A 25,390-nucleotide genomic window follows, 5' to 3' on the forward strand; every position below is an offset into this window, starting at 1 on the left:
AAGCAATAATATGCTAAGCCGGTACAAACTCACCGATACCACTGATGTCGACCTACCGTTTGAAGGAGCTGCTGTCGCCCCGCTCGGTCGCGCTGGTTGGCGCGAGCCCGCGCCGGAACTCGATTGGCCGGGCTATTCTCGGGAATGTTTTAAAGGCAAAGTTCGCCGGCCAATTTGGGCTGGTAAATCGCAGCTACGCGGAAATTGATGGCATCTCCGCGGTCCGCAGGCTCGACCAGCTATCGTTCGCGCCCGAACTCGTCGTCCTTACGGCCCCGCCGGGCGCGATCCCCGAAATCATCGACCAGGCGGGAAAGCTCGGCAGCGCCGGCGCCCTGATCATAACCGCCGGCCTTGGCAGCGGGCGAGGCTCGCTCGCGGATTTGGCGGAGCGCGCGGCCCGGCGATACGGCATGCGTCTGGTCGGGCCGAATTGCCTGGGCGTGATGATGCCGGGCGCAAAGCTGAATATAAGCTTTGCTGCGCACGTGCCCTGTGCGGGCTCACTCGCCCTGATCTCACAGTCCGGTGCCATAGCTGCCGGGATGGTCGATTGGGCGGCCCAGCGCGGGGTAGGCTTTTCCGGCATCGTCTCGATCGGCGATCAGCTCGACGTCGACATTGCCGACCTGCTCGATCACTTCGCGATGGACGGCCAGACCCGCGCGATTTTGCTTTACATCGAGGCAATCAAGGACGCCCGCAAATTCATGTCGGCGGCGCGCGCCGCGGCAAGAATCAAGCCCGTGGTCGTGGTGAAGTCCAGCCGGATGGGGCAGGGCGCCAGGGCGGCTGCGACCCACACCGGAGCGCTCGCCGGCGCCGATGCCGTCTATGATGCTGCATTCCGCCGCGCCGGCATTCTGCGCGTCCCGCACCTTCGCGAATTGTTCGACTGTGCGGAGACGGTGGGACGCCTGGAATCGCCGCCAGGAAAGCGCCTGGCTGTCCTGACCAATGGCGGCGGCATCGGCGTGCTTGCGATTGATCGGCTCGTCGAGCTTGGCGGTGTTCCGGCGGCCATTGCGCCGCATACTTTCGAAAAACTCAATGCCGTGTTGCCGCGGACCTGGTCCGGCTGCAATCCGGTCGATATCATCGGGGATGCCGATGCCGCACGTTACGCGGCGGCTCTCGAACTGCTGCTCGCCGATCCCGGCAATGATGCTGTGCTGGTCATGAATGTCCAGACCGCGCTGGCGTCGACCGAGGAGAGCGCCGCCACGATCACCAGACTGGTGAGTGACTATCGAAAGCAGCAGAAGCGCTGGGCCAAGCCGATCCTTGCGGTGTGGGTCGGCGCGCGACCTGACATCATCGACACGCTGAGCAGCGCAGGAATTCCCAATTACCCGACCGAAGATGATGCGGTGCGCGGTTTCATGCATCTGCTGCGCCATCGTGAGGTCGTGGACGCACTGATGCAGGTGCCGCCCGCCATGCCGACCACCTTCGCGCCCGATGTCGAGGCAGCCAGGCGGATTGTCGATACGGCGCTCGCCGACGGCCGGCAATGGCTGGATCCGGTCGAGATCAAGCGGCTGCTCGAAGCCTACGATATCGCGATGGTGCCGACCTTTGCCGCCGCCGACCCCGATCAGGCGGTCGGTTACGCCTCGGAGCTGTTTGCACGCGGCGCAACCGTCGTTTTGAAGATCAGCTCACGCGATATCGTGCACAAATCCGATGTCGGCGGCGTCGTGCTCAATCTCACCAATCCCGACGCGGTGCGCGCCGCCGCACTCGATGTCATGGCGCGCGCAAAGGCTCTTCGCCCGGAAGCGCGGATTTCTGGTGTCATCGTTCAGGCGATGATGGTTCGAGCCAAGGCGCGGGAGCTGATCCTCGGCTTCACCGACGATCCGACTTTCGGCACCGTCGTCGTATTCGGTCGCGGCGGCACCGCTGCCGAAATCATCAATGACAAGGCTCTGGCACTGCCGCCGCTCGATCTGCAATTGGCGCGAGACCTGATCGAGCAGACCCGCGTCTCCCGATTGTTGCGCGCCTATCGCGACGTGCCCGCGGTCAAGCAGGATGCGGTGGCGATGGCGCTGGTCAAGCTTTCGCAGATGGCCGCCGATATTCCCGAGATCCGCGAGCTCGACATCAATCCGCTGTTGGCGGACGAAAACGGAGTCATGGCAGTCGACGCGCGCGTTGCCGTCGGGCGCGTGGCGCCGAAGTTCAGTGGCGCAGGTCCGGCCAATTTTGCGGTGCGTCCCTATCCGTCGCGATGGGAGCGGCACATTCAGATCAGGGATAGCTGGCGGGTCTTTGTGCGGCCGATCCGCCCCGACGATGAGCCGCTGATCCACGAGCTGCTGCGCCACGTCACGCCCAACGACCTGCGTCTGCGTTTTTTCGCGCCGATGAAGGAGTTCACCCATCAGTTCATTGCCCGTCTGACCCAACTCGACTACGCGCGCGCGATGGCCTTCGTCGCCTTCGACGAGGCGAGCCACGAGCTGGTCGGCGTGGTGCGCATCCACTCCGATTCGATTTACGAGAGCGGCGAATACGCGATCCTGCTGAGGTCGGATCTCAAGGGCAAGGGATTGGGCTGGGCGCTGATGCAGCTCATCATCGAATATGCGAGATCCGAAGGGCTCAAGGCGATCTCGGGCGATGTGCTGCGGGAGAACACCGTGATGCTCGACATGTGCAGGGATCTTGGCTTCGAGGTGAAGTCGGATCTCGGCGAGGCTGATCTCTGCAAGGTGCGGCTGACGCTGTAAATCACGCGGCTCAGCGACCTACTCGGTCACAGCGGGGGTCGGCCGGCGCAGCCGTTGCCGGTTTCCTGATTCTCACGATGATCGTGATCAATGGGATAATCAGCGACGGCAGAATCCCGTTCAACGGATGATGAACTGGGCCGGAAATTCCGCCTGCAACGTGCGTGCCTCAAGCTGTAGCGCCTCCAGAGAGGTCGCGTGAATTTCGGTCGCAAGCTCCAAGTCGCGTCCAAGTAATTTGAGCCAAGTCAATTGCGCCGCTGCGCGAAGGCTTAGTAGCTGCGGGAGCTTCGCAATTGCGCGCAAGCGACGGCCGCACTGAAGGAAGGTCAAGCCTTGGCATCCGAACCCGTTTTGACGGCCACGCCGTCACGCAATTTGCTTGAGCTGCGCCCGGAAGGAGCCTGGATTGCGACGAATGTCGCGCGCCTGGAGCATCTCACCGGAGCGGTTGTATCCGAACTCGATCGGTCGGAGACCGTACGCGTGAACATGGCCGGGGTGGGCGAACTGGATACGCTTGGGGCTTGGCTCCTGGAAAAGCTGTCTCGGCGCGCCGCTTCCGCCGGGCATTCGTCGGAAATCATCGGTGTTGCCGACAATTATTCCGGCCTGATGGAAGAGGTTGGTCAGGTCAACCGTCACAACCCGGCGCCGACCCCTGCGCCTAATCCGGCCTTGGCCAAACTGGGTGATCTTGGCCGCGCCACGGTAGGGGTGCGCGCGGACGTCGCCGTTTTCATGGAGATGCTGGGCGCATTGTTCATGGCCCTCGTCAGCGTGGTGCGCAGGCCTCGAACCCTGCGCTTCACATCCGTGGTCTATCAGTTCTACCGGGTCGGATGGCAGGCAATCCCGATCATGGTGCTGATCACCTTTATGATCGGCGCGATCGTCGCGCAACAGGGATTCTTTCACTTCCGCAAATTCGGCGCCGAGTCCTATACGATCGATATGGTCGGCATTCTGGTGCTGCGCGAGCTCGGCGTTTTGATCGTCGCGATCATGGTGGCCGGCCGCTCGGGGAGCTCCTGTACGGCCGAGCTCGGCTCGATGAAAATGCGCGAGGAGATCGACGCCCTCTCGACGATGGGGCTCGACCCGATCGCCGTGTTGGTTCTGCCCCGCGTCGCCGCGCTGGTGTGCGCGCTGCCTATTCTAACCTTCATCGGCTCGATCGCCGCGCTCTACGGCGGCGGTTTGGTGGCGCAGCTCTATGGCGACATGTCGCCGGCGATCTATATCGCGCGCCTGCATGAGGCCGTGTCCGTCACCTCCTTCAAGGTCGGCATTCTCAAAGCGCCCTTCATGGCGCTGGTGATCGGGATTGTCGCGTGCAGCGAGGCCTGCGCGTCCAGGGCAGCGCCGAATCGCTCGGCCGCCAAACCACGACCTCGGTGGTGAAATCGATCTTCCTGGTGATCGTGCTGGACGGCTTTTTCGCGATCTTCTTCGCGTCGATTGGAATGTAGCCGATGCAGCGGACAGCAGAGCCTTTCGCGATCCGCGTCCGCGACCTGGTGGTCGGTTTCGGCCGCCAGGTGGTGATCGACCATTTGTCGCTGGACGTGCGCGGAGGGGAGATTCTCGGGCTGGTCGGCGCATCGGGCGGCGGCAAGTCGGTGCTGATGCGAACGATTATCGGGCTGATTCCCCGGTGGGGCGGCGAAATCGAGGTCATGGGCAAGCCAATCGGAGATGCGCTGGATCGCGCTACACGGAACGTCGCCGGCCGATGGGGAATTCTGTTCCAGCAAGGTGCGCTGTTCTCCTCGCTCACGGTGCGGCAGAACATTCAGTTTCCGCTGCGCGAAAACCTGGTGATGTCGCAGGCATTGATGGACGAGATCGCCACCGCAAAGCTCGAGATGGTCGGGCTCGCGCCGGAAGATGGCGACAAGTTTCCCTCTGAACTGTCCGGCGGCATGACCAAGCGCGTCGCGCTGGCACGCGCGCTCGCGCTCGATCCTGCGATCGTGTTTCTCGATGAGCCAACATCCGGCCTTGACCCGATCTCGGCGGGCGATTTCGACGCGCTGATCAAGACATTGCAGAAGACGCTTGGGCTGACGGTGTTCATGGTGACCCATGATCTTGCGAGCCTGAACACGGTCTGCGATCGCGTGGCGGCGCTGGCCGACGGCAAGATCGTTGCGATCGGGCCGATGCGCGAACTGCTTCAATCCGAGCATCCTTGGGTGCGAGCCTATTTCCACGGCAAGCGCTCCCAGATGCTGCAACCTCGAGCGAGCTGAATATGGAAACCCGCGCTCCCTTCGTCCTGATCGGCGCCTTCGTTCTTGCGGCGATCATCGCCGTCTTCGGCTTCGTCTACTGGCTGAACAATACCGGCGGGCTGGGGCCGCGCACGACCTACCATGTGCAATTCGACGGCTCGGTGCCCGGGCTTTTGGTGGGCGCCGCGGTGCTGTTCAACGGCATCCGCGTCGGTGAGGTGACGGAGCTTGCGCTTTCGCCGGACCATCCGCGGCGCGTCAACGCCACAATCGCAGTGGCCACCGGGACGCCGGTCCGGCCCGATAACAAGGTCGGGCTCGAGTTCCAGGGCCTGACGGGCGTTCCCGTGATTGCGCTGGAGGGCGGTTCGCTGCCGCCCTCGGGCCAAATGTCCACGCTGATCGCCGAGCCCGGCGCTGGCCAGAGCATGACTCAGGCGGCGCGTGACGCACTGCGCAAGGTCGATGCGGTGCTGTCGGAGAACGCCGAGCCGTTGAAAGACACTATCGCCAATTTCAAGGTCTTCTCGGAAGGCTTGTCGCGCAACTCCGGAAAGCTCGATGGCATCGTCGCAGGGCTGGAAAAGATGACCGGCGGCGGCAACCCCGCCCAGAAGATCACCTACGACCTCCGCGCACCACAAGATTTCGGAGTTCCGGCCAAGGCGCTGAAGGGCCTGCTGGCAATCCCCGAGCCGACCGCCGTGGCCATGCTTGAGACGCAACGCATGCTGTTTTCCCAGGCGAAGGACTACCCTGGTTTCGCCGATTTCCTCTGGGCCGACAGCATCCCCAAACTGCTGCAGGCAAGATTGCTCGATAGTTTCGAAAACTACGACATCGCGCATGCGCCGTTGCGCGGCGTCGACGTCGGGCAGACGGACTTCCAGCTCCTGATCGATCTCAGGCGGTTTCGGATCGCGACAGATGAGGGGCCCGCGGCGGAGATCGCGCTGTCGGCAAGGCTTCTGGACAAGAGCGGCAAGGTGATCGCCTCGCGCCTGTTCGAGCAGCGCCAAAAGCTGGATCAGATCGAGCCGGCAGCGGCGGTCGCGGCTTTCAATGACGCCTTCGGCCGGATCGCCAAAGACGTGATCGACTGGACTGCGCGCGCGCTGTAGCGGTGGTGTCGTCCAAAGTGGGAGCTGCCGATCTCATTGATTTTGCCGCCAAATTGGGACGGGAACCGTCGCTGGATTTGATCTGCATCAATCGCAAATTGGGCATTCGACTAAGATGTCCCGGATCGACGGAATCGGCGAGCTCGGATGCGGCCGCCTGACAGCTCGGAGCTATGGATGAAGGCTTCCCTGGCCGCAATCGAGCCCAATGGGCAACCCTGTGCCGATTGCGCGGTACGCCAGTTCAGTGTCTGCGCCGCACTCGACAAGGCGGAGATGCAGGAGTTCGAACACCTCGGCCGGCATGTCCAGTTCGCGGCCTGCGAAACGGTATTCGCCGAAGAGGAGATGACCACGTGGTTTTACAGCCTGCTTGCCGGCGTCATGCGTCTTTACAAGCTGCTGCCCGACGGACGTCGGCAGATTGTTGGCTTTTCCTTGCCCGGCGATTTCCTGGGAATGACAACCTCGGGGCGCAATAACTTCTCGGCCGATGCGATCGGATCCGTCGAAGTGTGCCGTTTCTCGAAAGCCCCCTTTCTCCGTTTTGCCGAGGACAGGCCGCATTTGCTGCGCCGTATCAATGAGTTGGCCATCCGCGAATTGAGCCAGGCAAGGGAACACATGGTGCTGCTCGGCCGTCGCTCCGCCGAGGAGAAGGTCGCGATCTTCCTGATCAACTGGCGCGACCGACTGGCACGGCATGCCGGCCCTTCCGCTACCCTGCCGCTGCCGATGAGCCGCCAGGATATCGCGGACTACCTAGGCCTGACGATCGAAACGGTCAGCCGAACCTTCACCAAGCTGGAGCGTGACGGTGTGATCGAGATCATTCAAGGCGGCATCCGCCTTTTGGATCCGGCCCGCGCGGAGGCGCTGACGGCCGCGTAGGAAATCCTGCCGGGCGTGCCCGCGGCTTGATCCGCATCAACGACCACCGCTCCCCACAGGCAATATGTCTTCAGGTTGATAAGGGGAGATCATGATGCCGTTTGATGCATTGGTCGTGAGCGTAGCCGTCACCGTCGTGTTTGTTGGATTTGCAATCGTGCTGGCCTGGGCCGATCGTCGCACCCGACCGGCTCAGGCGCGGCCGTCGCCGGCACCAAGGCGACGCAGCTTCTAAGCGCGGGCCAGCTCGCTTGAAAGACGCGAACATGCCAGCGATTGAGCCGGCTTCCGCCACGCGAGCGTATACGCTGACGTTGTAAGGACGTTGAAGAGCACGAGGAGATTGTGACCTCCGTGCGTTGACAGCCTTCGAATTCGGCGTGTTCTGCGCCGCCGCCGGGCGCTTTACGGTTGAAAATGACGCGCTCCTTGACTAGGGAAGGGACTGCGTGCCCAGCAGTTCCTCCAGGAGTTCGGCGTGCCCCAGGAAAAGGCAGGAGATGCTCGCCGCCCCTCGAGCAGCAAATTATCGGTTCTGCGCGAGCATCCGATCTTCCGCGATCTCGAGCCCGAGGCGCTCGACCAACTCTGCCGCTATGCCAAGCACACCGCCTTGAAACGGGGCGCTTCGATCTTTGCCAAGGACGATCCCGGCAACAGCCTTTACGCCGTCATCAGCGGCACGGTGAAGATCAGTATCTCATCGCCCGACGGTCGTAACGCGATCCTCAACCTGGTCGGGCCCGGCGAGGTATTCGGCGAGATGTCGGTCCTGGACGGCCAGCCGCGCTCCGCCGACGCCATCGCAAACACCAATTGCGAGATTTTCGTCATCGATCGCCGCGACTTTCTTCCCTTCGTCCGCAGCCAGCCGACGCTGGCGATGAAGTTCATCGAACTCTTGTGCGCGCGCCTGCGGTGGACGAGCGAGCAGGTCGAGCAGGTCATTCTTCAGGATTTGCCGGGTCGGCTCGCGAGCGCGTTGCTGGGTCTGATCGAAAAGCGCAAGCCGGATCCCGAGAGCCACACCATCGCCATTACCCAGCAGGAAATCAGTGAAATGGTCGGCATGACCCGCGAGAGCATCAACAAGCAGCTCCGCGCGTGGGCCGCGCGCAGCTGGGTTCGGCTGGAGCACGGTGCCATCATCGTGCTCGATGCGTCGGCGTTGCGCGATCTCGCTGAAGCAGGCGCAGGCGGCGAGGGCTGAAAGTGCCCTCTCGACTTCGTTCGGATTTGCGCGGGCTATCTCAAAGATAACCTTCGCCGGCTTCCGCGGCGAAGCGGCCGGGATCTCCCTCCCAGACGATGCGCGCATGCTCAAGAACATAGACACGGTCGGCGTGGGGCAGCGCGAAAGTCACATTCTGCTCGCCCAGCAGCACCGTGATGGACGTGGTCTGCCGAAGCTTTTCCAACGCCTTGGACAATTGCTCGAGAATGACGGGCGCAAGCCCCAGCGTCGGCTCGTCGAGAATGAGGATCTTCGGCTGCATCATCAGCGCACGGCCGATCGCCAGCATTTGTTGCTCGCCGCCAGACAAGGTCTGCGCTAGCTGGTCTTGGCGTGCTTTGAGGATGGGAAACAGCTCGAACAGCCAGGTGAGCTGCCGCTCCCTTTCGGCTTCGGACAAATGTTGCCCGCCGAGATCGAGATTTTCCCGCACCGTCATCTCGCCGAACAACTCGCGCGATTCAGGACATTGCACGATGCCGGAGCGCGCGATCTTGGCCGCGCTGATGCCACGCAGCTTCTCGCCGTCGCGCACGATGTCGCCGCTATAGGGCAGGAAGCCGGAGATGGCATTGAACAGGGTGGTCTTGCCGGCTCCGTTCAGCCCGACAATCGAAACGAATTCGCCGTGATGGATGTGAATGGAGACGTTCTCCAGCGCCTGCGCCTTGCCGTAGCGGACGTCGAGGTTCTTGACCTCGAGCGCCGGCACCGCGTCCTTGAAGCTGGTTTCTGGGCGAGCGTGGGTTTCAAGGGCGCCCCCGAGATAGACGCGCCGCACCGTCTCGTTGCGCATCACCTCGTCGGCGCGCCCGGTGACGATTTCCTCGCCGAGATACATTGCAAGCACGCGATCGACCAGTGCGGCCACGCTCTTGACGTTGTGGTCCACCAGAAGCACGGCGCGCCCCTCGTCGCGGAAGCTGCGGATCAGTTCGGAGAAGGTGCCGACTTCGGCCAAGGTCAGGCCGGCGAAGGGCTCATCCACCAACACCACTTTGGGGTCGCGCGCGATCGCCTTCGCAAGCTCAAGCCGGCGCAGATCGGCGAACGGCAAGGTCGGCGGCTTGCGATCGATGACCGGGCCGAGGCCGACGCGTTCCGCGATCCACTTGGCGCGTTCGGTCAGCGCCTTGTCGGGAAACAGCATGAAGAGGCTGTCGGGAAGCAGCGCGACCATGATGTTCTCCAGCACGGTCTGCCGGTTCAGCGGCCGCGAGTGCTGAAACACCATGCCAAAACCCTTGCGCGCGATCTTGTGCGCGGGCAGGCCCGCAAGGTTTTCGCCCTCGAAAGTGACTTCGCCCGCAGTTGGCCGCTCGATGCCCATGATGGACTTCATGGCGGTCGACTTGCCCGAACCGTTGGGGCCGATCAGGCCGAGGATCTCGCCGTCGTGCAGGTCGAGACTGAGGTTCTTCACCGCGGTAAGGCCGCCAAAGCGCTTGACTAGGCCGCGGACCTGAAGCGTGGGGCGGGAGTTGATGCGGGCATCCATCACGAACGAGCCTCGCGCGACAGGGCGGCTCCGAGGAAGCCGCCGGGAAAGAACAGCACGACCAGGAGCGCCACGAAGGAGACGATGAAGGTCGCAAGCTCGCCGGTTGGTCGCAGGAATTCGCCTGCTACGATCAGGAAGATCGCGCCGAGCGCCGCGCCCAACACGGTGCGGCGGCCGCCAAGCACCGCGGCGACGATGACGTTGACGCCGACAGCGACGTCGACCACCGTCCCGACCGACGCGGTACCGAAATAGAACACCAGCAAAGCGCCTGACAGCCCCGAGAAGAACGCGCTGACGATAAAGGCGAACAGCTTGTGCTTGACGATGTTGAAGCCGAGCGCGCCGGCCTGCACCGGGTCCTGGCCGCTCGCCTGCAGCACGAGACCGATCGGGGATTGCGACAGGCCGTAAAGGATGGCCGCGCTGATCGTCATGAAGCCGAGCGCGATCCAGTAATTGATGTTCGCGCTGATGGTGATGACGTCAGGGATAGTCAGGCCGATCTCCCCGCCGGTGAGATCGGCGAACACCACGACAAAATTCTGCAGCATCAGCACGGCGACGAGCGTGGTCAGGCCGAAATAGGGGCCGCGGACGCGCAGTGCGGGAAGCGCCAGCACGAAGCCGGCAATCACGGCCGCCATCGCGCCGAGAAAGATGCAGAGATAAACGGACCATCCATACTGATTGTTGAGGATGCCCGCCGTATAGGCGCCGACCCCGATCAGGAAGGTCGGCCCGAAATTGACCTCGCCGGCGAAGCCGAACAAGAGATCCCAGGCCATCGCGAACACGCCGAAATAATAGGCTACCGTGAGCAGCCCGAGCACATAGCCGGAGACGTAGTACGGCAAGGTCGCTGCGATGGCGATCACGATGATCGAAACCAGGAACAGCCGCGATTTGAAGAAATCGGTCATGCTCATCGCCTCCCCAGCAGGCCTTGCGGCCGGATATACATGACGAAGACCAGGAGCAGCAGGGCCGGGATGGTCCGGTAGGCGGGCGAGATCAGATACGCCGTGACGGTCTCGAGGTAGCCGACCACAAAGGCCGCGATCAGCGAGCCTGACACGCTGCCGAGGCCGCCGAGCACCACGATCGAGAACGCGCTCGCCGTGAGCGGGCCGACGCTGTAGGAGCTGACCCCTAAGAACATGCCGAGCAGGACGCCGGCGATGCCGGCAAGCACGCCGTAGATCGCCCAGACCACCAGGTAGATGTTGTTGAGTTCAAGCCCGAGCAGGGTCACGCCACGCGGGTTCATCGAAGCGGCCAGCACGGCCTTGCCGGTGCGGGTGCGGTTCACCATGAACCACAACAGCCCGATGACCAGCCAGCAGACGATCGCGGTGAAGATTTCATTTCTCGGCGTGCGCACGCCGAAGATGTCGACGACGCCTTCCACGATCGGGAGCACCGTCTTCGCGTTGTTGGTGAAGAAATACGCGATCAGCTCCTGAATCATGATCCCCCAGAGCAGCGTTCCCGTGAGGACGAAGATCTCCTTCTCCTCGTTGGGGATGCGCTTCGATCTCTGGATCGGCTGCACCACCGCGAAATAAGTCGCAAACGCCGCAATCAGCGCGACTGCGACCCCGATCAGCGCGCCGGTATAGGTGTCGGTGTGCAGCATGCTTGCGGCAGCCCAGGCCGCCACCGCACCCAGCACCATAATGGCGCCGTGCGACAGATTGAGCACGCCCGAAACGCCGAAGATGAGGGTGAAGCCCGTCGCGCCCAGCGCATACAAGGCACTGACGGCGAAGCCGTCGATCAGGATCTGTAAAGCAAGCATCTAAATTCGGCCGCGGCAACGCCGCTACCTTCACTCCACCAAATAGCAGACAGGATGATGCTCCCGGGCTGAACCCGGGAGCGCGCTCGCTTTCGCCGTCACTTGGAGGTGACCTTGATGAAGCTTGGGAACTTCAATTCGGCCTTGGCCACTTCCTTCGGCCAGACGGCCACTTGCTGGCCGTCCTGCCACTGCAGCATCAATCCCGTGATCAGCCCCTTGCCGTATTTGATCGAATGGGTGAACGGATCGTCCTTGCCGTAGAACTGTACCCGTCCGATGGTGCCTTCCCAATCCGTCTTCTCCAGCGCGTCGATCAGCTTGTCGGCATCGCTCGAGCCTGCCCGCTTCACCGCATCGGCGATGTAATAGACCTCATCGTAAGCAGTGTAGCCGGCATAGGATGGATAATTGCCGAACCGCTTGTTGAAGCCTTCCGCGAAGGGGACCGACTTCGGTGTGACCGCCACGCCGGTGCCGGAGACACCCTGATAGATCACGCCATTGGCCGCCTCGTTGGTATCCTTGCCGAAGGTCGAATTGGTTGCCTGCGAGCTGATCCCGAACATCGGGATCGGAACCTGCTGGTTCTTCCACTGTACCGTCGGCTGCACGCCGACATGCGAGATGCCGGTGATGATCACGTCGGGCTTGGCGGCCTCGATCTTGTTGAAGATCGGGGTGAAGTCGGTGGTATCGGGCGAGAAGCGGATGTGATCGAGCACCTTCAGGCCGACTTTCGGCAGGCATTCCTCGTATCCGACATCGAGCGGCTTGGTCCAGGCGGCGTCCTCGCTCATGATCACCGCGCTCGACATGTGCTTCTGATCGACGAGCAGCTCCTTGGCGGCGTCGCAGACCGATTGCGCCAATGCGGCCGACGTCAGATAGCCATGGAAGGTATATTTGTTCTTCTCATAGTCGGCATGCACGCTCTTGCTGATCTCATTGGAAGCCGCGCCCGGCGTGATGAAGGGCGTTTTCAGGCGTGAGGCCCACGGTTCCAGGGCCAGCACGACCTCGCTGATATAGCTGGCGATGACGATGTTGACCTTGTCCTCGTTGACCGCGCGCTGGAACGCACGAACCGAATCCGCCGACGAGGAGTGATTGTCATAGGTGACGATTTCGATCTTGCGGCCGTCGACCCCGCCCTTGGCGTTGATCTCGTCGGCGGCCATTTGCGCGGCTTGCGGGATGGATGCGCCGGCGATGGCCTGGGCCTCGGCAATGACACCGATCTTGATCGGGTCTGCGGCGCGCGCCTGTGGGGAAGCCATTGTGACCAGGCCCAGGGCGGTCGCTGCCAAGAGCCCGCGCAATGACCAAAAAACAGGCGATTGGGGTATCGTTTTCATATGTGTTTCGCTCCACTTGTTATTCTTTTCGTATGTTGGAACTATTGTAACGGCGCAGCCGATCTCATCAAGCAAAACTGCGTCTCATCCCGGCCTAACAGGCCGGAACTAAAGTCGCAAGCATAGGGGAAAGATCAGGCCTCGATGATCGCGACCGCCCGGGTCCAGCCCGCGGAGGCGCGCTCGATCTTCACCGGGAAACACGAGACGGTGAATCCGGTGGATGGTAGAAGCTCAAGGTTGTGCAGCTTCTCCAGATGACAATAACCGATATGGCGGCCCGCCTTGTGACCTTCCCAGATCAGGCTGGCATCTTTGGTTTCGGCGTATTTCTTTGCCGTGTACACAAAAGGCGCGTCCCAGCTCCAGCCGTCGGTGCCGGTGAGGCGCACGCCGCGTTCGAGCAGATACATCGTCGCTTCATAGCCCATGCCGCAGCCGGAATTGACGTAGTCGGGCCGGCCGAATTTGGCGCCGGCGCTGGTGTTGACCACCACGATCTCGAGCGGGACGAGCGTGTGACGGATGCGCTTGAGCTCGTCCTCAACGTCTTTTGCGGTTGCGACATAGCCATCCGGCAGGTGACGGAAGTCGAGCTTCACACCCGGCTGCAGGCACCATTCGAGCGGCACTTCGTCGATGGTCCATGACCGTTCGCCCCGGTTCATGGTCGGGTGAAAGTGCCAGGGCGCATCGAGATGCGTGCCGTTGTGCGTCGAGAGATTGATCTGCTCGACCGCCCAGCCTTGGCCGTCGGGCAAGTCGTCCGCCTTCAACCCTGCGAAGAACTGCAGCATGCGCGGCAGCCCCTGCTGGTGATCGAGGTACTGAATGGTCGGATGATTGCCCGGCGGGTCGGCCGGTACGTCGTTCTGCAATGGCACGGAGATGTCGATCAGCTTTCGCGCCATCGCGCGTCCTCCACTCTGGTTTCGCAAACAGTCTAGGCGGCGACATTGAACAGCTTTGCGGCGGTGCGCCCGAGAATATCAGCCTTCTCGTCATCGCTCAGCGAGTTGCAGGCGAAAATGTGATCCACGGGATGCAATTGCCAGGGATAGGGGTAATCGCTGCCGAGCACGACCTGGCTCGCGCCGACCTGTGCCACCAGATGCCTGATGGCTTCGGGCGAGAAGATCAGCGAATCGAAATAGATCTGCTTGAGATACTCGGTCGGCTGCTTCTTCAGTTTGATGTCCGGATTGCAGCCCCTGGGCCCGACCAGGCAGGCGTGGTCGGAACGGTCGGCATAAGAGGGCAGATAGCCGCCGCCATGCGCCGCGATGATCTTGAGACCCGGGAAACGATCGAACGTGCCTTCATAGATCAGATGCGACAGGGCCAGGGTCGTGCCCAGCGGATTGGCAATGGTATTGGCGAGCCAGCCATTGCCGGCAAGGCGCTTGCTCAATTCCGGAATGCCCTGCGGATGAATGAACAGGGGCACGCCCAGCTCCTCCGCCTTGGCCCAGACCGGATGGAATTTCGGATCGGAAAATTCGACGCCGTTGACGACGTCGCCGATGGCTGCGCCTTTCAACCCCTGCTTCTTCACCGCCGTCTCGAGCTCCTGCACGGCAAGATCAGGCGCCTGCAGCGTGAGCGAAGCAAAGGCGGCGAACCGGTCCGGCTTCGACGCGCACAGCTCGGCCAGCTTCTCGTTCTGGATCTTGACGATTTGCGCGGCAAGGTCGCGATCGCGGTCATACCAGAAGGGATTGATGGAGAGCACTTCGAGATCGACGGCCTGTGCGTCCATCGCGGCGATCCGCTTGTCGACCTCGATGAAGGCTTCCTCCGCGCCGTTGACCGGCGGGACCTGTAATTTGGGACCATCGGCGCCGAGCAATGCGCCGGCTTCATGGAAATGGCAGTGGGCGTGAACGTCGATTGTCTTGATGCGCTTGCCGCCGACCGTAACCGGCAGCGTCTGACGTGCGCCCTGGGCGTGGGCTCTCTGCAGAAGACCGCAGCTACAGAAAACGATGCCTGCGGCAGCACCAGCTTTGAGAAAATCGCGGCGCGTGGTCATGACGGCTTCCTCCATCGCTGTTGTTCTTCTTAAAAGCCAGCCTAGGCAGGCGGGAGTTCGGCAGCAAGATGCAGAATAGGATGTGCCGTACACAATCCGGTCAGACAGGCTCGCCAGCCGGCACTATAGCATGTCGAACACCGCCACCGCGCGGATCGGCGAGGCCGTGCCCTCGCGCATCTTCAGCGGCAATCCGACGAAGGTGAATGGCCCCTGGCCAAGCAGGGCCTCCAGATTACACAGGCTCTCGATGTGAGTGATGCCAAGCTCGAGGCAGGCCTTGTGAACCATCAGGTTCACGTCGCCCATCGGGCCCGGCCGCATGGAATCGATGCCGAAATGCACGACGCCCTGTCGGACGAGCCATTCGGTTGCGGCGACGTTCACGCCGGAATTGTCCGTCGCATATTCCTTGTGCGGGAAGGTGCGGGCGTGATGACCGGTGCAGAGCAGAACCGTGCCGTCCCTCGGCACGGACGCGCCGGATTGTTGCACCGCGGCTTGCAGATCGGCCGGCGTGATTTCGGCGCGCGGCGCGATATGGCGCAGATCGATGCAGATGCCCGGGACGATGCAGTTCTCCAGCGGATATTCGTTGATGGGAATACCGTGCTTTCCGAAATGCCTGGGTGCATCGATATGCGTGCCGGCATGGTCAGGCATCGAGATGAACATCGATGCCAGCCCGTACACATTGCCGGACTCGACGAAGGCATCGTCGTGGTTCTTCCAGATGCCGTGGATGATGGGCGGATGGCCGGGATAGGTCGGTGCGCGATGGTAGAGCTCGCGGCTGAGGTCGACGATCTTCATGCGGCATACCTTTGCAGGACGGCACAAGAGCTCCTCTCTATCGCAAAACGTGGCTCTATCGCAAAATGTGGCCTGGCAGCCAGAGCGAGATTGAGGGGATGTAGGTCACGAACATCAAGACCAGGAACATCACGGCATAGAACGGCCAGATCTTGCGCATCACCTGTTCGATCGTGACCTTGCCGACGGCGCAGCCGACAAACAGGATCGATCCAACCGGCGGATGACACAAGCCGATGCCGAGGTTGAGCAGCATGATCATGCCGAAATGCACGGGATCTACACCGAAATTCTGCATCACCGGCAACAGGATCGGCGTGGCGATCAGGATCGAGGGCGCCATATCCACCAGCGTGCCCAGGAGCAGCAGCAGCACGTTGATCAGGAACAGGATGACGTATTTGTTGCTGGAGATTGACAGGAAGAACGCCGTCATCTTCGCCGGCATCTGCGTCAGCGCCATGATGTAGCCGACGCTGGAGGCGCAGGCGATCAGGGTCATCACCATGGCAACCGTGCGCAGCGTCCGATGCAGCAGCACGGGGAGGTCACGCCAGCGATAGTCGCGATAGATGAACATGGTCACGAAGAACGCCCAGAGACAGGCCACGGCGCCGGCCTCGATCGCGGTGAAGATGCCGCCCAAAATGCCGCCGAGAATGATCACGAGCGTAATCAGCCCCCAGGCGGCATCGATGGTGATGCGCAGCGCATCCTTCATCGGCACAGTCTGTCCCTGCGGATGGCCTTCGCGATAGGCAATCACAAGGCAAAGTACGATCAGCGAGAGACCGAGCAGCAGGCCCGGGAAAACGCCGGCCATGAACAGCGCGCTGATCGAAATCGTCCCGCCGGTGGCGAGCGAATACAGCACCGCGTTATGACTTGGCGGCACCAGCAGCGCCTGCACCGATGAGGTGATGGTGAGATTGGTCGCGAACACCCGCGGATAGCCGGAGCGCTCCATTTGCGGGATCATCACCGAGCCGATCGCCGAGGTGTCGGCGACGGCCGAGCCGGAAATTCCGCTCAAGAATGTGGTCGCCAGCACGTTGACGATCGACAAGCCCCCGCGAAGCCGCGTGAGGCCGACCAGCACGTCGGCAAACGCAACGAGACGCCGCGCCATGCCGCCTTCCGCCATGATTGCGCCGGCGAGCACGAAGAACGGGATGGTCAGCATCGCGACCTTGCTGACGCCGTCCGAGATTTTCAGCATCAAGGCTTCGAGCGGGATCCCGATCGACCACGCGCCGGCAATCGCCGCCAGCGCAAGCGAATAGGCGATGGGCATGCCGATCACGAAGCAGAATGCCATCGTCGCGAGCAGGATGAAGATGTCCATGTGTCTCTCTCGTGCCGATCAGTCGAAGGGCGTGGCTTCCGGTCCGTGGGCGATCGGGTCGGGTGGAAGCCCGAGGAAAATCCGCTCGATGATGAAAAGCAGCAGGCAGACGCCGCCGAGGGGTATCGGCAAATAAGTGAGACCGACCGAGAGGAACGGAAAATCGGCGATGGTATTGTGCCAGGTCACCTCGACCAGCCGCTCGCCCCAGATGATCATGAAGAGTGCAATCAGCGCCATCAGGAGCTGCACGAGCAGATCGAGCAGCCGCCGCCCCAGGGGCGGCAGCTTGCTCGCGAAATAGGCGACGTTCATGTGCAGGTTGAGCCGGTAGGCCGCGGCGGCTCCGATGAAGGTCAGCACGATGGTCAGAAGGATCGCGAGGGGCTCGGGCCATGATGCCGCGCTGTTGAGCACATAACGCGTGAACACCGCATAGGGGATCACGGCCGAGATCAGCACCAGCGCGGTGGCGCCGACCAGGACGCAGACGAAATAGAGGTAGTCCATCGCTCGGCGAAACAACCCGGCCATTTTTAAGGCACTCCCGATGCAAGATAAGCAATTCGCGCGCGCCGTCGCCTCAGATGGCCTGGATGCGCTTGATCATGTCCTGGTATTTCGGGCCATACTTGTCCCACACCGGCTTCACCGCGTTCTGGAACGGCGTCTTGTCGGCGATCTCGATGATCTCGCAACCGGCCGCCTTGGCTTTCTCCATCGCCTCCTGCTCATATTCCTTCCAGCGCTCGCGCTCTTCGAACTGCGCCTCGCGGGCAAATTTCTTGATCAGGTTCTGGTCGTCAGGTGAAAGCGTGTTCCAGGCCCTCTTGGAGAACAGCAGCACCTCCGGGATGATCAGGTGCTCGGTGAGCGAATAGTGCTTGGCCGCCGTGTAGTGATTGCTGAAGACATAGCTCGGCGGATTGTTCTCGGCGCCGTCGATCACCCCGGTCTGAAGTGCGCTGAACACCTGATCATAGCCCATGGCGACGCCGTTGCCGCCGAGCGCGTTCATCATATCGATGAAGATCGGATTGCCGATGACGCGGATCTTCAGGCCCTTGAGATCCTCGATCGTGTGGATCGGCTTCTTGGTGTCGTAGATGCTGCGCGCGCCGGAGTTCATCCAGCACAGCCCGACCATGCCGGCCGACGGGCTTGCGGTGATGCGGTCGAGCAGCTGCTGGCCGATCGGACCATCCATCATTTGTTCCGAATGCGCGATGCTCTTGAACAGAAAGGGCATGTTGACGACGTTGATGTCGTCGACGATCGGGCCGAGCGCGCCGGCGGAAACGCGCAGGAGCTGGATGGCGCCGATCTGGGTCTGCTCGATGGTTTCCTTCTCGCCGCCGAGTTGCGCGGATGGATACATCTGCAGCGACAGCCGCCCGTTGGTGGCGGCTTCGAGCTTCTTGCCAAGACTCTCGGTCGCCGCGACCGTCGGATAGCCGGCCGGCTGGACGTCGGATGCCTTGAAAACGGCCTTGGACTGCGCCGATGCGATGGAGGGCGGCGTTGCGATGGCGGCAGCGGTTGCGAATCCTGCGCTCAACCTGATGAAGTCACGGCGTTTCATGATGTCCTCCCGGGTGGTTATTGTTGGCTTTGATGTTGTGACCTGCGCGACTTCTCTGGTCGTGTGCAGGATCGATCAGTCTGGTTCGTCGAAGAACTCCGGATTGATATCGTGAGTGACCGAGATGTCGCGCAGCAGGTGCTCCAGATGGCTCTCCATCGCATCCCGTGCGGCGGATGCGTCATGTGCCTCGATGGCGGCGAGGATCGGCACATGTTCGGCGATCACCTGCGCCATGCGCCCGGCCTGCGGCAGGGTCAGGCGGCGGTAGCGATCGACGTGAACCTTCACCTGCTGGATCAGCGACCAGATTCCCGGATGCCCGGCGACTTCAGCGATGGTGGCGTGAAACGCTTCGTCGGCCTGATGAAAGCCGTCGCGATCGCCGGCCGCATCGCATTCGCGCTGGCGCTCGAGAATGGAACGCAATTTCAGGACCTGGCTGGAGGTAGAGCGCTCCGCGGCCAGCCGCGCCGTCGTTTCCTCCAGCGCCTTGCGAATGATGATGGCTTCCGGCAGCGCGCCAAGGGGAATGCGCGAGACGAAAATGCCCGACTGCGGAAAGATATCGACTAGGCCCTCGTCGGCGAGTTTCAGGATCGCTTCACGAACCGGCGTGCGACTGAGGCCATAGGACAGCGCGATCTGCGCTTCGGAGATCGGCTCACCGGGGCGCCTTTGCAGCGATACCAGCTCCTCGCGCAACTCGGCATAGATTCGCGACGAAGCGGTGGTCCGACGCGGCCGGCCATTGCGGCGAACCGCGGGGCTTGAGGGGCGGGGCGCCGCCTCGGCTTTCTTGCTGGTTGCTCGTGGGCGCATGACTCTGCTTCGACTAATATATTAGTATATGATATGGGGCGGATTGGCAAATGAAGAAGCGCTGCCAGGATCACGGGGCTGCATAGGGAGGGTTTGACGTGACGGACTATCGCAAGCTGTTCGATCTCACCGGCAGGACGGCGGTCGTGCTCGGCGCCGCGTCCGGCATTGGCAAGTCGTCGGCCGAGGCGTTGGCCTCGCTCGGGGCAAGCGTGTTGTGCGCGGACAGGTCGGAGGAGGGCGCGCAAGCGACCGTGGCCGCCATTCGCGAACGCGGCGGCTCGGCTGAAGGAGCGGCTTGCGATGCCGCGAACGCAGCCGAGGTCGCGGCGCTGGCGCAAACCGCGATGCAGAAGTTTCCGCGCCTCGAGATCGCGGTGACAACGCCGGGGCTGAATATCCGCAAGACCATCCTCGACTATACGGAGGAGGATCTCGACCGCGTCATCAACCTCAATATCAAAGGCACGGTTTGGTTCTTCCAGGCTTTCGGCCGCCTCATGGTCGAGCAGAAGGGCGGCAGCCTGATTGCCTGCTCATCCGTCCGCGCGGTCACGATCGAGCCGGGCCTTGCGGTCTACGGCTCGACCAAGGCGGCGATCGGGCTCTTGGTGCAGGGATTTGCCTCCGAGGTCGGCCGCTTCGGCGTCCGTGTTAACGCGATCGCGCCGAGCATCGTCGAGACCGCGCTGACGGCTCCATTCAAGCAGCGGCCGGACATCTACAATCTCTATGCCGGGCACACCGTGTTCAACCGCTGGAGCAGCGCCGACGAGGTCGCGACCGCGGTGGCATATCTGGCGTCGGATGCAGCGAGCTATGTGAGCGGCAGTACGCTGTTCGTCGACGGCGGCTGGACCGCGGTCGACGGCCCGCCAACCGGATTGACGCAGCTCAGCAAATAGCATCGAGCGGGGGCAGACCTTCGCGTGAAAGAGGCTGCGAACTGAGGCGCGCCTTACATAATGTCCCATACTCCTCCGCGCAGAGCGCCGAAATATATCAGCACTAAAGTCACGACCAGGGCTGGCCAAAGGGCGGCAGTTGCTAGGTGAATGGTGCCAATAATCAGCAGGTCACGGGCAGTGTGCTCGCGCCAGAATCCGCCATTTTCATATGCGCCATAGAGCAGGGCGATTTCGGTGGCGAGCGCACCAATCGGATAGATGAAGCTGGCGTATCGCCCTTTCCTAGCCATGCTCATGATCGAGGTGATCCCACCGAGGCGGGGCTTCCCATCTGCGTTGTATGAGATCTTCGATGGTTCGGTATCCATGGCAGCTTCGGTTTACGTCGATACGACGGCGACCAGTTGCCGCGGGCTCAGCCCCTTCGAAGCTGATTTCCGCCGATCGAGCACATCGGCAAACGCATCGATCACGCGAACGGGGGTTGCTCTCGTTGATGAAATCATCGAGGCATTCGGACAATAGCGGTCTATTGCACTCGATCCGCTGCATCAGCGGGGCGCCTCATCAATTCCATCGCAGGATCACGCGAGAATCATAGCAGCGGTTTGCCGGTCCGGTTCTCTGATTCGTCAACGTTACTGACGGTAATCCACCGGAATTGCTGTTCCAGGAATGCTTTGATGGAGTCTGCGCGAACCAGCGAAGGCGCTCAACGTTGCAAGCCGTGATACTCGGGCGAGGTCTCGGCGGATCAGAAATATCGTTTCAAAGCAGTCGATATCACTCGGCCACGGAGGAGAGCGCATGCACCGAAAGGTCTTGAATGCTCTGACGGTCGGTAGATCCGTCGCCAAGCGGATGACAATGAGCCTGGCTTTGGCCACTGCGCTTTCATTTGCGCTCCCATCACAATCTATGTTGTCCGCCGACAGCGCCGATGAGCCGGCGTGGGCGTACCCGATCACTCCTCCGGATTTCAAGCTTCCGCCGGACGACGGCAAGGTCCATCATCTGCCGGACAGTTCGGCCGCCTTCACAACAACTCAACTGCGGGATCGTTTTTTCGCCAAGGACTGGCATCCTGACGATCATCCCCCGATGCCGGACATCGTCGCTTTTGGCAGGAAGCCCGATGTACTGGCGTGTGGTCACTGCCATCGCGTGGATGGATCGGGCGGCCCCGAAAACTCGAGCCTCGCCGGGCTTCCTGCGGCTTACATCGCGCAGCAGGTGGCCGACTTCAGGGATGGAGTGCGAAAGAGCTCCGTTCCCCAGCGGATCCCGGTGGCGTTGATGCTTTCGGTTTCCCGCGCCGTAACCGACGCCGAGGTGGCGCAGGCGGCGAAATATTTCTCCTCTTTGAAGCTCAAAAAGCGCATCAAGGTCATCGAGACTGACAGCGTCCCCAAAACATACGTGGCGTGGCTGATTTATGCTGTTTCGAAAGGCCAAGGGCGGGAGCCGATCGGCGGACGTATTGTCGAGGTGCCCAATGATCTCGATCAGTTCGAGGCCTATGATAATCGCGCCGAATTTACGGCGTACGTGCCAGTCGGCAGCGTTGCAAAAGGAGAGGCGCTGGTCACGAGGGGTGGTGCCGGCAAGACTGTCCAGTGCGGAATATGCCACGGTCATGATCTCAGGGGCCTTGGCCCCATACCGGCCATCGCCGGCCGCTCCCCAAGCTACATCGCTCGGCAACTTTATGATTTCAAACATGGCGCGCGCGCCGGGCCCTGGAGCGCCCTGATGGCCGGGGTCATCGCTAATTTGGACGAGGAGGACCGCGTGTCGGTCGCCGCCTATCTCGCTTCTCTAGAGCCGTAGGAAGTCGCATGAGGTAAGCCAGCAAACCTCGAGGTGGTTCACGATGCTTCACGTGGCGCTCCTATCGCAGGGACTCTTGGTTGGAAACCTCAGAGATGAGACGACGTGAGTTCACCACTAGCTCAAAAAGCCCGCGCGGTTTCGCAGGGCCTGCTGATCGCGGCTGGTCAATAGCTCGATCAGCATCTCTGCCTGCGCCGGATTTGCCGCCTGCGTCGCGATCGCTGCCGTATAGGTCGTGGCGAGATCGCAGCCCGGTGGCAGCGAACCGGAGAGTTCGACGCCCTGCGTGCTGATGATCTCGGTCGCTTGCGTGCAGCCGATCGGCCTTGCGGCCTCGGACGCTGCAAGATGTCGCATCGCAGTCGCGCCATTCGGATAAATGTTCAGCCGCGCGGCCACGGCGTCCGCGATGCCGAGTTGCTGCAGCACTTTGGCGACGTGAATCCCTGCCGTCGAGGCCTTGGTGTCGGGTACGAAGATCGCATCCGCAGCCAGGAATGCCGCGCGCAGATCGGCGGCGCCGCTGACCGGCACTTTTGGATCACCACCGCGCACCGCGAGCGCCGTTTCGACCTTGCCGATATCCGCAATGGAAGAGGCCAGCAGCAGCTTTTCCTCGACCAGGCTTGCCACAAGCGTCGCGGTGAGGATGACGAGATCGGTCGGCGTGCCCTCACGCAATCTGCCGGCCATGACGCCGACGGCGCCAAACTCGCCGGCGATCTCCAGGCCGGTTCGTGCCTTGAAGGCGGATGCAAGGCTCGCGACGAGGCCCTGCGCCGCGCCGCCGCTTAGGATGTGCAGAGTGCTCATTTGGAAAGGTCCATTGTTGCGATCAGAAATAGCCTCTGCACTCACCAAAACCGCTGGGCACGGTGGCCGCATCGTATCGCCCGCTCGGCGCTAAGATGACGCGAAAGCGGATGCGGGGCATGGGACGTCGCCTCTTTACTGCTTGTCGAATCTCCTGACGACGTCAGCCCATTTCACAATGTCGTCGCGCAGGAATTTGTCGAATTCGTCCGGCGACATCGACATTGGAACGGCGCCCTGTTCGGTCCACAATCTGATGATGTCGGGGCGCTTCACGATCGCATTGACGGCAGTGTTGAGCTTCTCGATGATCGGCTTTGGCGTGCCCGCCGGCGCCACCACGCCGAGCCAGATGGTTGCCTCATAGCCGGGAACGCCGGCTTCGCTTGCCGTCGGCACGTCGGGCAGGACGCTCGAGCGCGTTTTGCCGGTGGTTGCGAGTGCGCGCACCTGCTTCTCCGCAACATTGGGCGCCATCGCCGGAACCGCGTCGATCATCATCTGCTCCTGTCCGCCGATCACGCCGCTGCGCGCCTCGCCGCTGTTGCGGTAAGGCACATGCACGACGTCGATGCCGGCCATCGTTTTGAACAGCTCGCCGGCCATATGGTAGGGCGTGCCCTGGCCCGAGGACGCGTAGTTCAGCTTGCCCGGCTGCGATCTCGCAAGCGCGATGAATTCCTGCAGCGTTCTGGCGGGGACGGAAGGGTGCACGACAATGACGAGGTCGGAATAATTCACCGGTGCGATCGGCGCGAGGTCGCGCATCAGGTCATATTTGCGCTGCGCCAATGGGATCAGCGATTCATTCGCGGTCTGGGTGTTGGACATCATGAGCAGCGTATAGCCGTCGGGTGTGGCCTTAGCGGCCTCCTGCGTCCCGATCACGCCGCCGGCGCCGGTCCGGTTTTCAATGACAAACGGCTGGCCAAGACTTTGCTGCAGGATGTTACCGAGGAGGCGCGCGGCGACATCAGCAGGCCCGCCGGGGCCGAAGGGGACGATGATCTTGACGGGCCGGCTCGGATAATCGTCGGCGTAGGATGACGCACTCGTCACGGGTGCTGCAAACAGCAATGCGAGCAGCGCCAGCACAACCCGCGGGCCGGTCATTTCGGCCTCCCCACAATCGTTTGTTCGTTACCCAGCAATCTAGCTGCAATGCAAACAGGCTGTCGACGATAGACTGGCTGGACCGCGCAGGAATAAGGACTAATTTGCGGTGTCGCGGAGATCGCCAATCACTTAAAGGAAACGCCCCATGAAGACCCCTAAGGTCTCGCGTCGTGATCTGCTCAAGGGCGCGGGCGCCGCGCTGATCGGGACGACCTTCTCGACCCGCGTGCTGGCAAACGCGCCGCCACCGGAGGCCGTCACGCCGGCGCTGATCGATGCGGCGAAGAAGGAAGGCCAGGTGGTCTACTATACCTCGACTGACCTGCCGGTCGCGGAAAAGGTCGCCAAAGCTTTCGAGGCAAAATATTCAGGGATTTCGGTGCGCGTCGAGCGCACCGGCGCGGAGCGCGTGTTTCAGCGCATCGGTCAGGAATATTCCAGCAACATTCATGCGGTTGACGTGGTCAATTCATCGGATGCGGCGCATTTTATCGTCTGGAAGCGGGACGGCATCCTGTTGCCTTACGTACCCGAGGATGTCGCGAGATTTCCGGCCGAGCATCGCGACGTCGATGGTCAATATGCGAGCTTCCGCGTCTGGCTCTCGATTATCGCTTACAACACCAATCTGGTGAAGCCGGAGGAGGCGCCGAGGAGCTTCGCCGATCTGCTCGATCCCAAATGGAAGGGCAAGATCGTGAAGGCGCATCCCGGCTATAGCGGCACCATCATGACCGCCACGTACCAGATGCAGCGCGATCTCGGCTGGGGCTACTTCGAGCGGCTTGCGAAGCAGAACGTCATGCAGGTGCAATCCTCCGCCGATCCGCCAAAGAAGCTCGATCTCGGCGAGCGCGCCGTGATGGCCGACGGCAACGAGTACAACAGCTTCGAGCTGAAGGAGAGGGGCCGCGCGGTCGAGCCGGTCTATGCAACCGAGGGCTCGCCGCTGATCGTGGGTCCTAACGCCGTCTTCAAATCCTCGCCCAACCCGAATGCGGCCAAGCTGTTTCAGTCCTTCTGCCTCGGCCGCGAGGCGCAGCAGCTCATCGTCGATGTCGGCGGGCTACGCTCGGTGCATCCGGATACACAGGATAAGCCCGGCCGCAAGCCGCTGAAGAGATCAAGACCATGAAGGACGACCCGGAGGCGGTCGTGAGGGAGGGCGAGGCGATCAAGGCGCACTATACGAAGATCTTCCACGTCTGATCGGTTGGGGACAGGAGAAAGCGAAGGGGCACGTTT

General features: G+C 62.0%; 22 protein-coding genes and 1 pseudogene. 9 read left to right on the plus strand and 14 right to left on the minus strand.

The features are described 5' to 3' along the window. The first annotated feature begins 44 nt into the window (after positions 1-44). The 6 genes and pseudogenes from P6U23_RS09550 to P6U23_RS09575 all read left to right on the plus strand — a co-directional run bounded on the left by P6U23_RS09550 (position 45) and on the right by P6U23_RS09575 (position 8,197). Positions 45-2,738, plus strand: coding sequence for a GNAT family N-acetyltransferase (locus P6U23_RS09550; protein ID WP_407179350.1), 2,694 nt, complete (start codon positions 45-47; stop codon positions 2,736-2,738). Between the two features lie 336 nt (positions 2,739-3,074). After that, a pseudogene (locus P6U23_RS09555) lies at positions 3,075-4,210 on the plus strand (ABC transporter permease). 3 nt (positions 4,211-4,213) lie between these two features. Then, positions 4,214-4,993, plus strand: a complete 780-nt coding sequence (locus P6U23_RS09560; RefSeq protein ID WP_407179352.1) for an ABC transporter ATP-binding protein — start codon at positions 4,214-4,216, stop codon at positions 4,991-4,993. 2 nt (positions 4,994-4,995) lie between these two features. Then, positions 4,996-6,096 (plus strand): ABC-type transport auxiliary lipoprotein family protein, encoded by a 1,101-nt coding sequence (locus tag P6U23_RS09565; protein WP_407179353.1) that lies wholly within the window; start codon positions 4,996-4,998, stop codon positions 6,094-6,096. Positions 6,097-6,273: 177 nt separating this feature from the next. After that, positions 6,274-6,987, plus strand: coding sequence for a helix-turn-helix domain-containing protein (locus P6U23_RS09570; RefSeq protein ID WP_407179354.1), 714 nt, complete (start codon positions 6,274-6,276; stop codon positions 6,985-6,987). A 478-nt stretch (positions 6,988-7,465) separates the two neighbouring features. After that, entirely contained in the window at positions 7,466-8,197 is a 732-nt protein-coding gene (locus P6U23_RS09575; RefSeq protein ID WP_407179355.1) for a Crp/Fnr family transcriptional regulator, read from the plus strand. 40 nt (positions 8,198-8,237) lie between these two features. Here P6U23_RS09575 and P6U23_RS09580 read toward each other — a convergent pair whose 3' ends face one another. The 11 genes from P6U23_RS09580 to P6U23_RS09630 form a co-directional block, all read right to left on the minus strand. Beyond that, on the minus strand, positions 8,238-9,719 hold the full coding sequence (locus P6U23_RS09580; RefSeq protein ID WP_407181394.1) for an ATP-binding cassette domain-containing protein: 1,482 nt from the start codon (positions 9,717-9,719) through the stop codon (positions 8,238-8,240). Then, entirely contained in the window at positions 9,719-10,645 is a 927-nt protein-coding gene (locus P6U23_RS09585; RefSeq protein WP_407179357.1) for a branched-chain amino acid ABC transporter permease, read from the minus strand. The genes P6U23_RS09580 and P6U23_RS09585 overlap by 1 nt, the downstream gene beginning before the upstream one ends. 2 nt (positions 10,646-10,647) lie before the next feature. Next, positions 10,648-11,523, minus strand: coding sequence for a branched-chain amino acid ABC transporter permease (locus P6U23_RS09590; RefSeq protein WP_407179358.1), 876 nt, complete (start codon positions 11,521-11,523; stop codon positions 10,648-10,650). 98 nt (positions 11,524-11,621) lie between these two features. Further along, complete coding sequence (locus P6U23_RS09595; RefSeq protein ID WP_407181395.1) at positions 11,622-12,803, minus strand: ABC transporter substrate-binding protein; 1,182 nt, start codon at positions 12,801-12,803, stop codon at positions 11,622-11,624. A 212-nt stretch (positions 12,804-13,015) separates the two neighbouring features. Then, positions 13,016-13,792, minus strand: coding sequence for a cyclase family protein (locus P6U23_RS09600; protein ID WP_407179360.1), 777 nt, complete (start codon positions 13,790-13,792; stop codon positions 13,016-13,018). A 32-nt stretch (positions 13,793-13,824) separates the two neighbouring features. Then, positions 13,825-14,913, minus strand: a complete 1,089-nt coding sequence (locus tag P6U23_RS09605; RefSeq protein WP_407179362.1) for an amidohydrolase family protein — start codon at positions 14,911-14,913, stop codon at positions 13,825-13,827. A 123-nt stretch (positions 14,914-15,036) separates the two neighbouring features. Next, positions 15,037-15,726 carry a cyclase family protein gene (locus tag P6U23_RS09610; protein ID WP_407179363.1) on the minus strand — a complete coding sequence of 230 codons (690 nt, stop codon included), beginning with the start codon at positions 15,724-15,726 and terminating at the stop codon, positions 15,037-15,039. A gap of 55 nt (positions 15,727-15,781) precedes the next feature. Further along, the gene (locus P6U23_RS09615; protein WP_407179364.1) at positions 15,782-17,071 is read right to left on the minus strand and encodes a TRAP transporter large permease; all 1,290 of its coding nucleotides are present in this window, start codon (positions 17,069-17,071) and stop codon (positions 15,782-15,784) included. 18 nt (positions 17,072-17,089) lie between these two features. Then, positions 17,090-17,605 carry a TRAP transporter small permease gene (locus tag P6U23_RS09620; protein ID WP_407179365.1) on the minus strand — a complete coding sequence of 172 codons (516 nt, stop codon included), beginning with the start codon at positions 17,603-17,605 and terminating at the stop codon, positions 17,090-17,092. 49 nt (positions 17,606-17,654) lie between these two features. Further along, positions 17,655-18,653, minus strand: coding sequence for a TRAP transporter substrate-binding protein (locus P6U23_RS09625; protein ID WP_407179367.1), 999 nt, complete (start codon positions 18,651-18,653; stop codon positions 17,655-17,657). 75 nt (positions 18,654-18,728) lie between these two features. Beyond that, positions 18,729-19,475 (minus strand): GntR family transcriptional regulator, encoded by a 747-nt coding sequence (locus tag P6U23_RS09630; protein ID WP_407179368.1) that lies wholly within the window; start codon positions 19,473-19,475, stop codon positions 18,729-18,731. A gap of 98 nt (positions 19,476-19,573) precedes the next feature. On the opposite strand from P6U23_RS09630, the gene P6U23_RS09635 reads away from it, so the two are divergent. After that, complete coding sequence (locus P6U23_RS09635; RefSeq protein ID WP_407179369.1) at positions 19,574-20,380, plus strand: SDR family NAD(P)-dependent oxidoreductase; 807 nt, start codon at positions 19,574-19,576, stop codon at positions 20,378-20,380. Between the two features lie 53 nt (positions 20,381-20,433). Here the strand turns inward: P6U23_RS09635 and P6U23_RS09640 are convergent, their stop codons facing one another. Then, a complete protein-coding gene (locus P6U23_RS09640; protein ID WP_407179371.1) occupies positions 20,434-20,751 on the minus strand; it encodes a hypothetical protein in 318 nt (105 codons plus the stop codon). Positions 20,752-21,190: 439 nt separating this feature from the next. Between P6U23_RS09640 and P6U23_RS09645 the strand changes: the two genes are divergently transcribed. Further along, positions 21,191-22,213 (plus strand): c-type cytochrome, encoded by a 1,023-nt coding sequence (locus P6U23_RS09645; protein ID WP_407179372.1) that lies wholly within the window; start codon positions 21,191-21,193, stop codon positions 22,211-22,213. A gap of 117 nt (positions 22,214-22,330) precedes the next feature. Here the strand turns inward: P6U23_RS09645 and P6U23_RS09650 are convergent, their stop codons facing one another. Both P6U23_RS09650 and P6U23_RS09655 read right to left on the minus strand, forming a co-directional pair. Then, positions 22,331-23,029 carry a molybdate ABC transporter substrate-binding protein gene (locus P6U23_RS09650; protein ID WP_407179373.1) on the minus strand — a complete coding sequence of 233 codons (699 nt, stop codon included), beginning with the start codon at positions 23,027-23,029 and terminating at the stop codon, positions 22,331-22,333. A 135-nt stretch (positions 23,030-23,164) separates the two neighbouring features. Further along, the gene (locus tag P6U23_RS09655) at positions 23,165-24,142 is read right to left on the minus strand and encodes a tripartite tricarboxylate transporter substrate binding protein (RefSeq protein ID WP_407179375.1); all 978 of its coding nucleotides are present in this window, start codon (positions 24,140-24,142) and stop codon (positions 23,165-23,167) included. Positions 24,143-24,290: 148 nt separating this feature from the next. On the opposite strand from P6U23_RS09655, the gene P6U23_RS09660 reads away from it, so the two are divergent. Continuing rightward, positions 24,291-25,280 carry an ABC transporter substrate-binding protein gene (locus P6U23_RS09660; RefSeq protein WP_407179376.1) on the plus strand — a complete coding sequence of 330 codons (990 nt, stop codon included), beginning with the start codon at positions 24,291-24,293 and terminating at the stop codon, positions 25,278-25,280. Positions 25,281-25,390: the final 110 nt, after the last annotated feature.

It is taken from the genome of Bradyrhizobium sp. STM 3562, from assembly GCF_045571435.1.
Classification (GTDB): Bacteria; Pseudomonadota; Alphaproteobacteria; order Rhizobiales; family Xanthobacteraceae; genus Bradyrhizobium.

Bases quoted from the DNA above. Each gene is read 5' to 3' on its own strand.
- P6U23_RS09550 (WP_407179350.1), top strand. From the start codon at position 45: ATGTCGACCTACCGTTTGAAGGAGCTGCTGTCGCCCCGCTCGGTCGCG.
- P6U23_RS09560 (WP_407179352.1), top strand. From the start codon at position 4,214: ATGCAGCGGACAGCAGAGCCTTTCGCGATCCGCGTCCGCGACCTGGTG.
- P6U23_RS09565 (WP_407179353.1), top strand. From the start codon at position 4,996: ATGGAAACCCGCGCTCCCTTCGTCCTGATCGGCGCCTTCGTTCTTGCG.
- P6U23_RS09570 (WP_407179354.1), top strand. From the start codon at position 6,274: ATGAAGGCTTCCCTGGCCGCAATCGAGCCCAATGGGCAACCCTGTGCC.
- P6U23_RS09580 (WP_407181394.1), bottom strand. From the start codon at position 9,719: ATGGATGCCCGCATCAACTCCCGCCCCACGCTTCAGGTCCGCGGCCTA.
- P6U23_RS09585 (WP_407179357.1), bottom strand. From the start codon at position 10,645: ATGACCGATTTCTTCAAATCGCGGCTGTTCCTGGTTTCGATCATCGTG.
- P6U23_RS09590 (WP_407179358.1), bottom strand. From the start codon at position 11,523: ATGCTTGCTTTACAGATCCTGATCGACGGCTTCGCCGTCAGTGCCTTG.
- P6U23_RS09595 (WP_407181395.1), bottom strand. From the start codon at position 12,803: ATGGCTTCCCCACAGGCGCGCGCCGCAGACCCGATCAAGATCGGTGTC.
- P6U23_RS09600 (WP_407179360.1), bottom strand. From the start codon at position 13,792: ATGGCGCGAAAGCTGATCGACATCTCCGTGCCATTGCAGAACGACGTA.
- P6U23_RS09605 (WP_407179362.1), bottom strand. From the start codon at position 14,913: ATGACCACGCGCCGCGATTTTCTCAAAGCTGGTGCTGCCGCAGGCATC.
- P6U23_RS09610 (WP_407179363.1), bottom strand. From the start codon at position 15,726: ATGAAGATCGTCGACCTCAGCCGCGAGCTCTACCATCGCGCACCGACC.
- P6U23_RS09615 (WP_407179364.1), bottom strand. From the start codon at position 17,071: ATGGACATCTTCATCCTGCTCGCGACGATGGCATTCTGCTTCGTGATC.
- P6U23_RS09620 (WP_407179365.1), bottom strand. From the start codon at position 17,605: ATGGCCGGGTTGTTTCGCCGAGCGATGGACTACCTCTATTTCGTCTGC.
- P6U23_RS09625 (WP_407179367.1), bottom strand. From the start codon at position 18,653: ATGAAACGCCGTGACTTCATCAGGTTGAGCGCAGGATTCGCAACCGCT.
- P6U23_RS09630 (WP_407179368.1), bottom strand. From the start codon at position 19,475: ATGCGCCCACGAGCAACCAGCAAGAAAGCCGAGGCGGCGCCCCGCCCC.
- P6U23_RS09640 (WP_407179371.1), bottom strand. From the start codon at position 20,751: ATGGATACCGAACCATCGAAGATCTCATACAACGCAGATGGGAAGCCC.
- P6U23_RS09645 (WP_407179372.1), top strand. From the start codon at position 21,191: ATGCACCGAAAGGTCTTGAATGCTCTGACGGTCGGTAGATCCGTCGCC.
- P6U23_RS09650 (WP_407179373.1), bottom strand. From the start codon at position 23,029: ATGAGCACTCTGCACATCCTAAGCGGCGGCGCGGCGCAGGGCCTCGTC.
- P6U23_RS09655 (WP_407179375.1), bottom strand. From the start codon at position 24,142: ATGACCGGCCCGCGGGTTGTGCTGGCGCTGCTCGCATTGCTGTTTGCA.
- P6U23_RS09660 (WP_407179376.1), top strand. From the start codon at position 24,291: ATGAAGACCCCTAAGGTCTCGCGTCGTGATCTGCTCAAGGGCGCGGGC.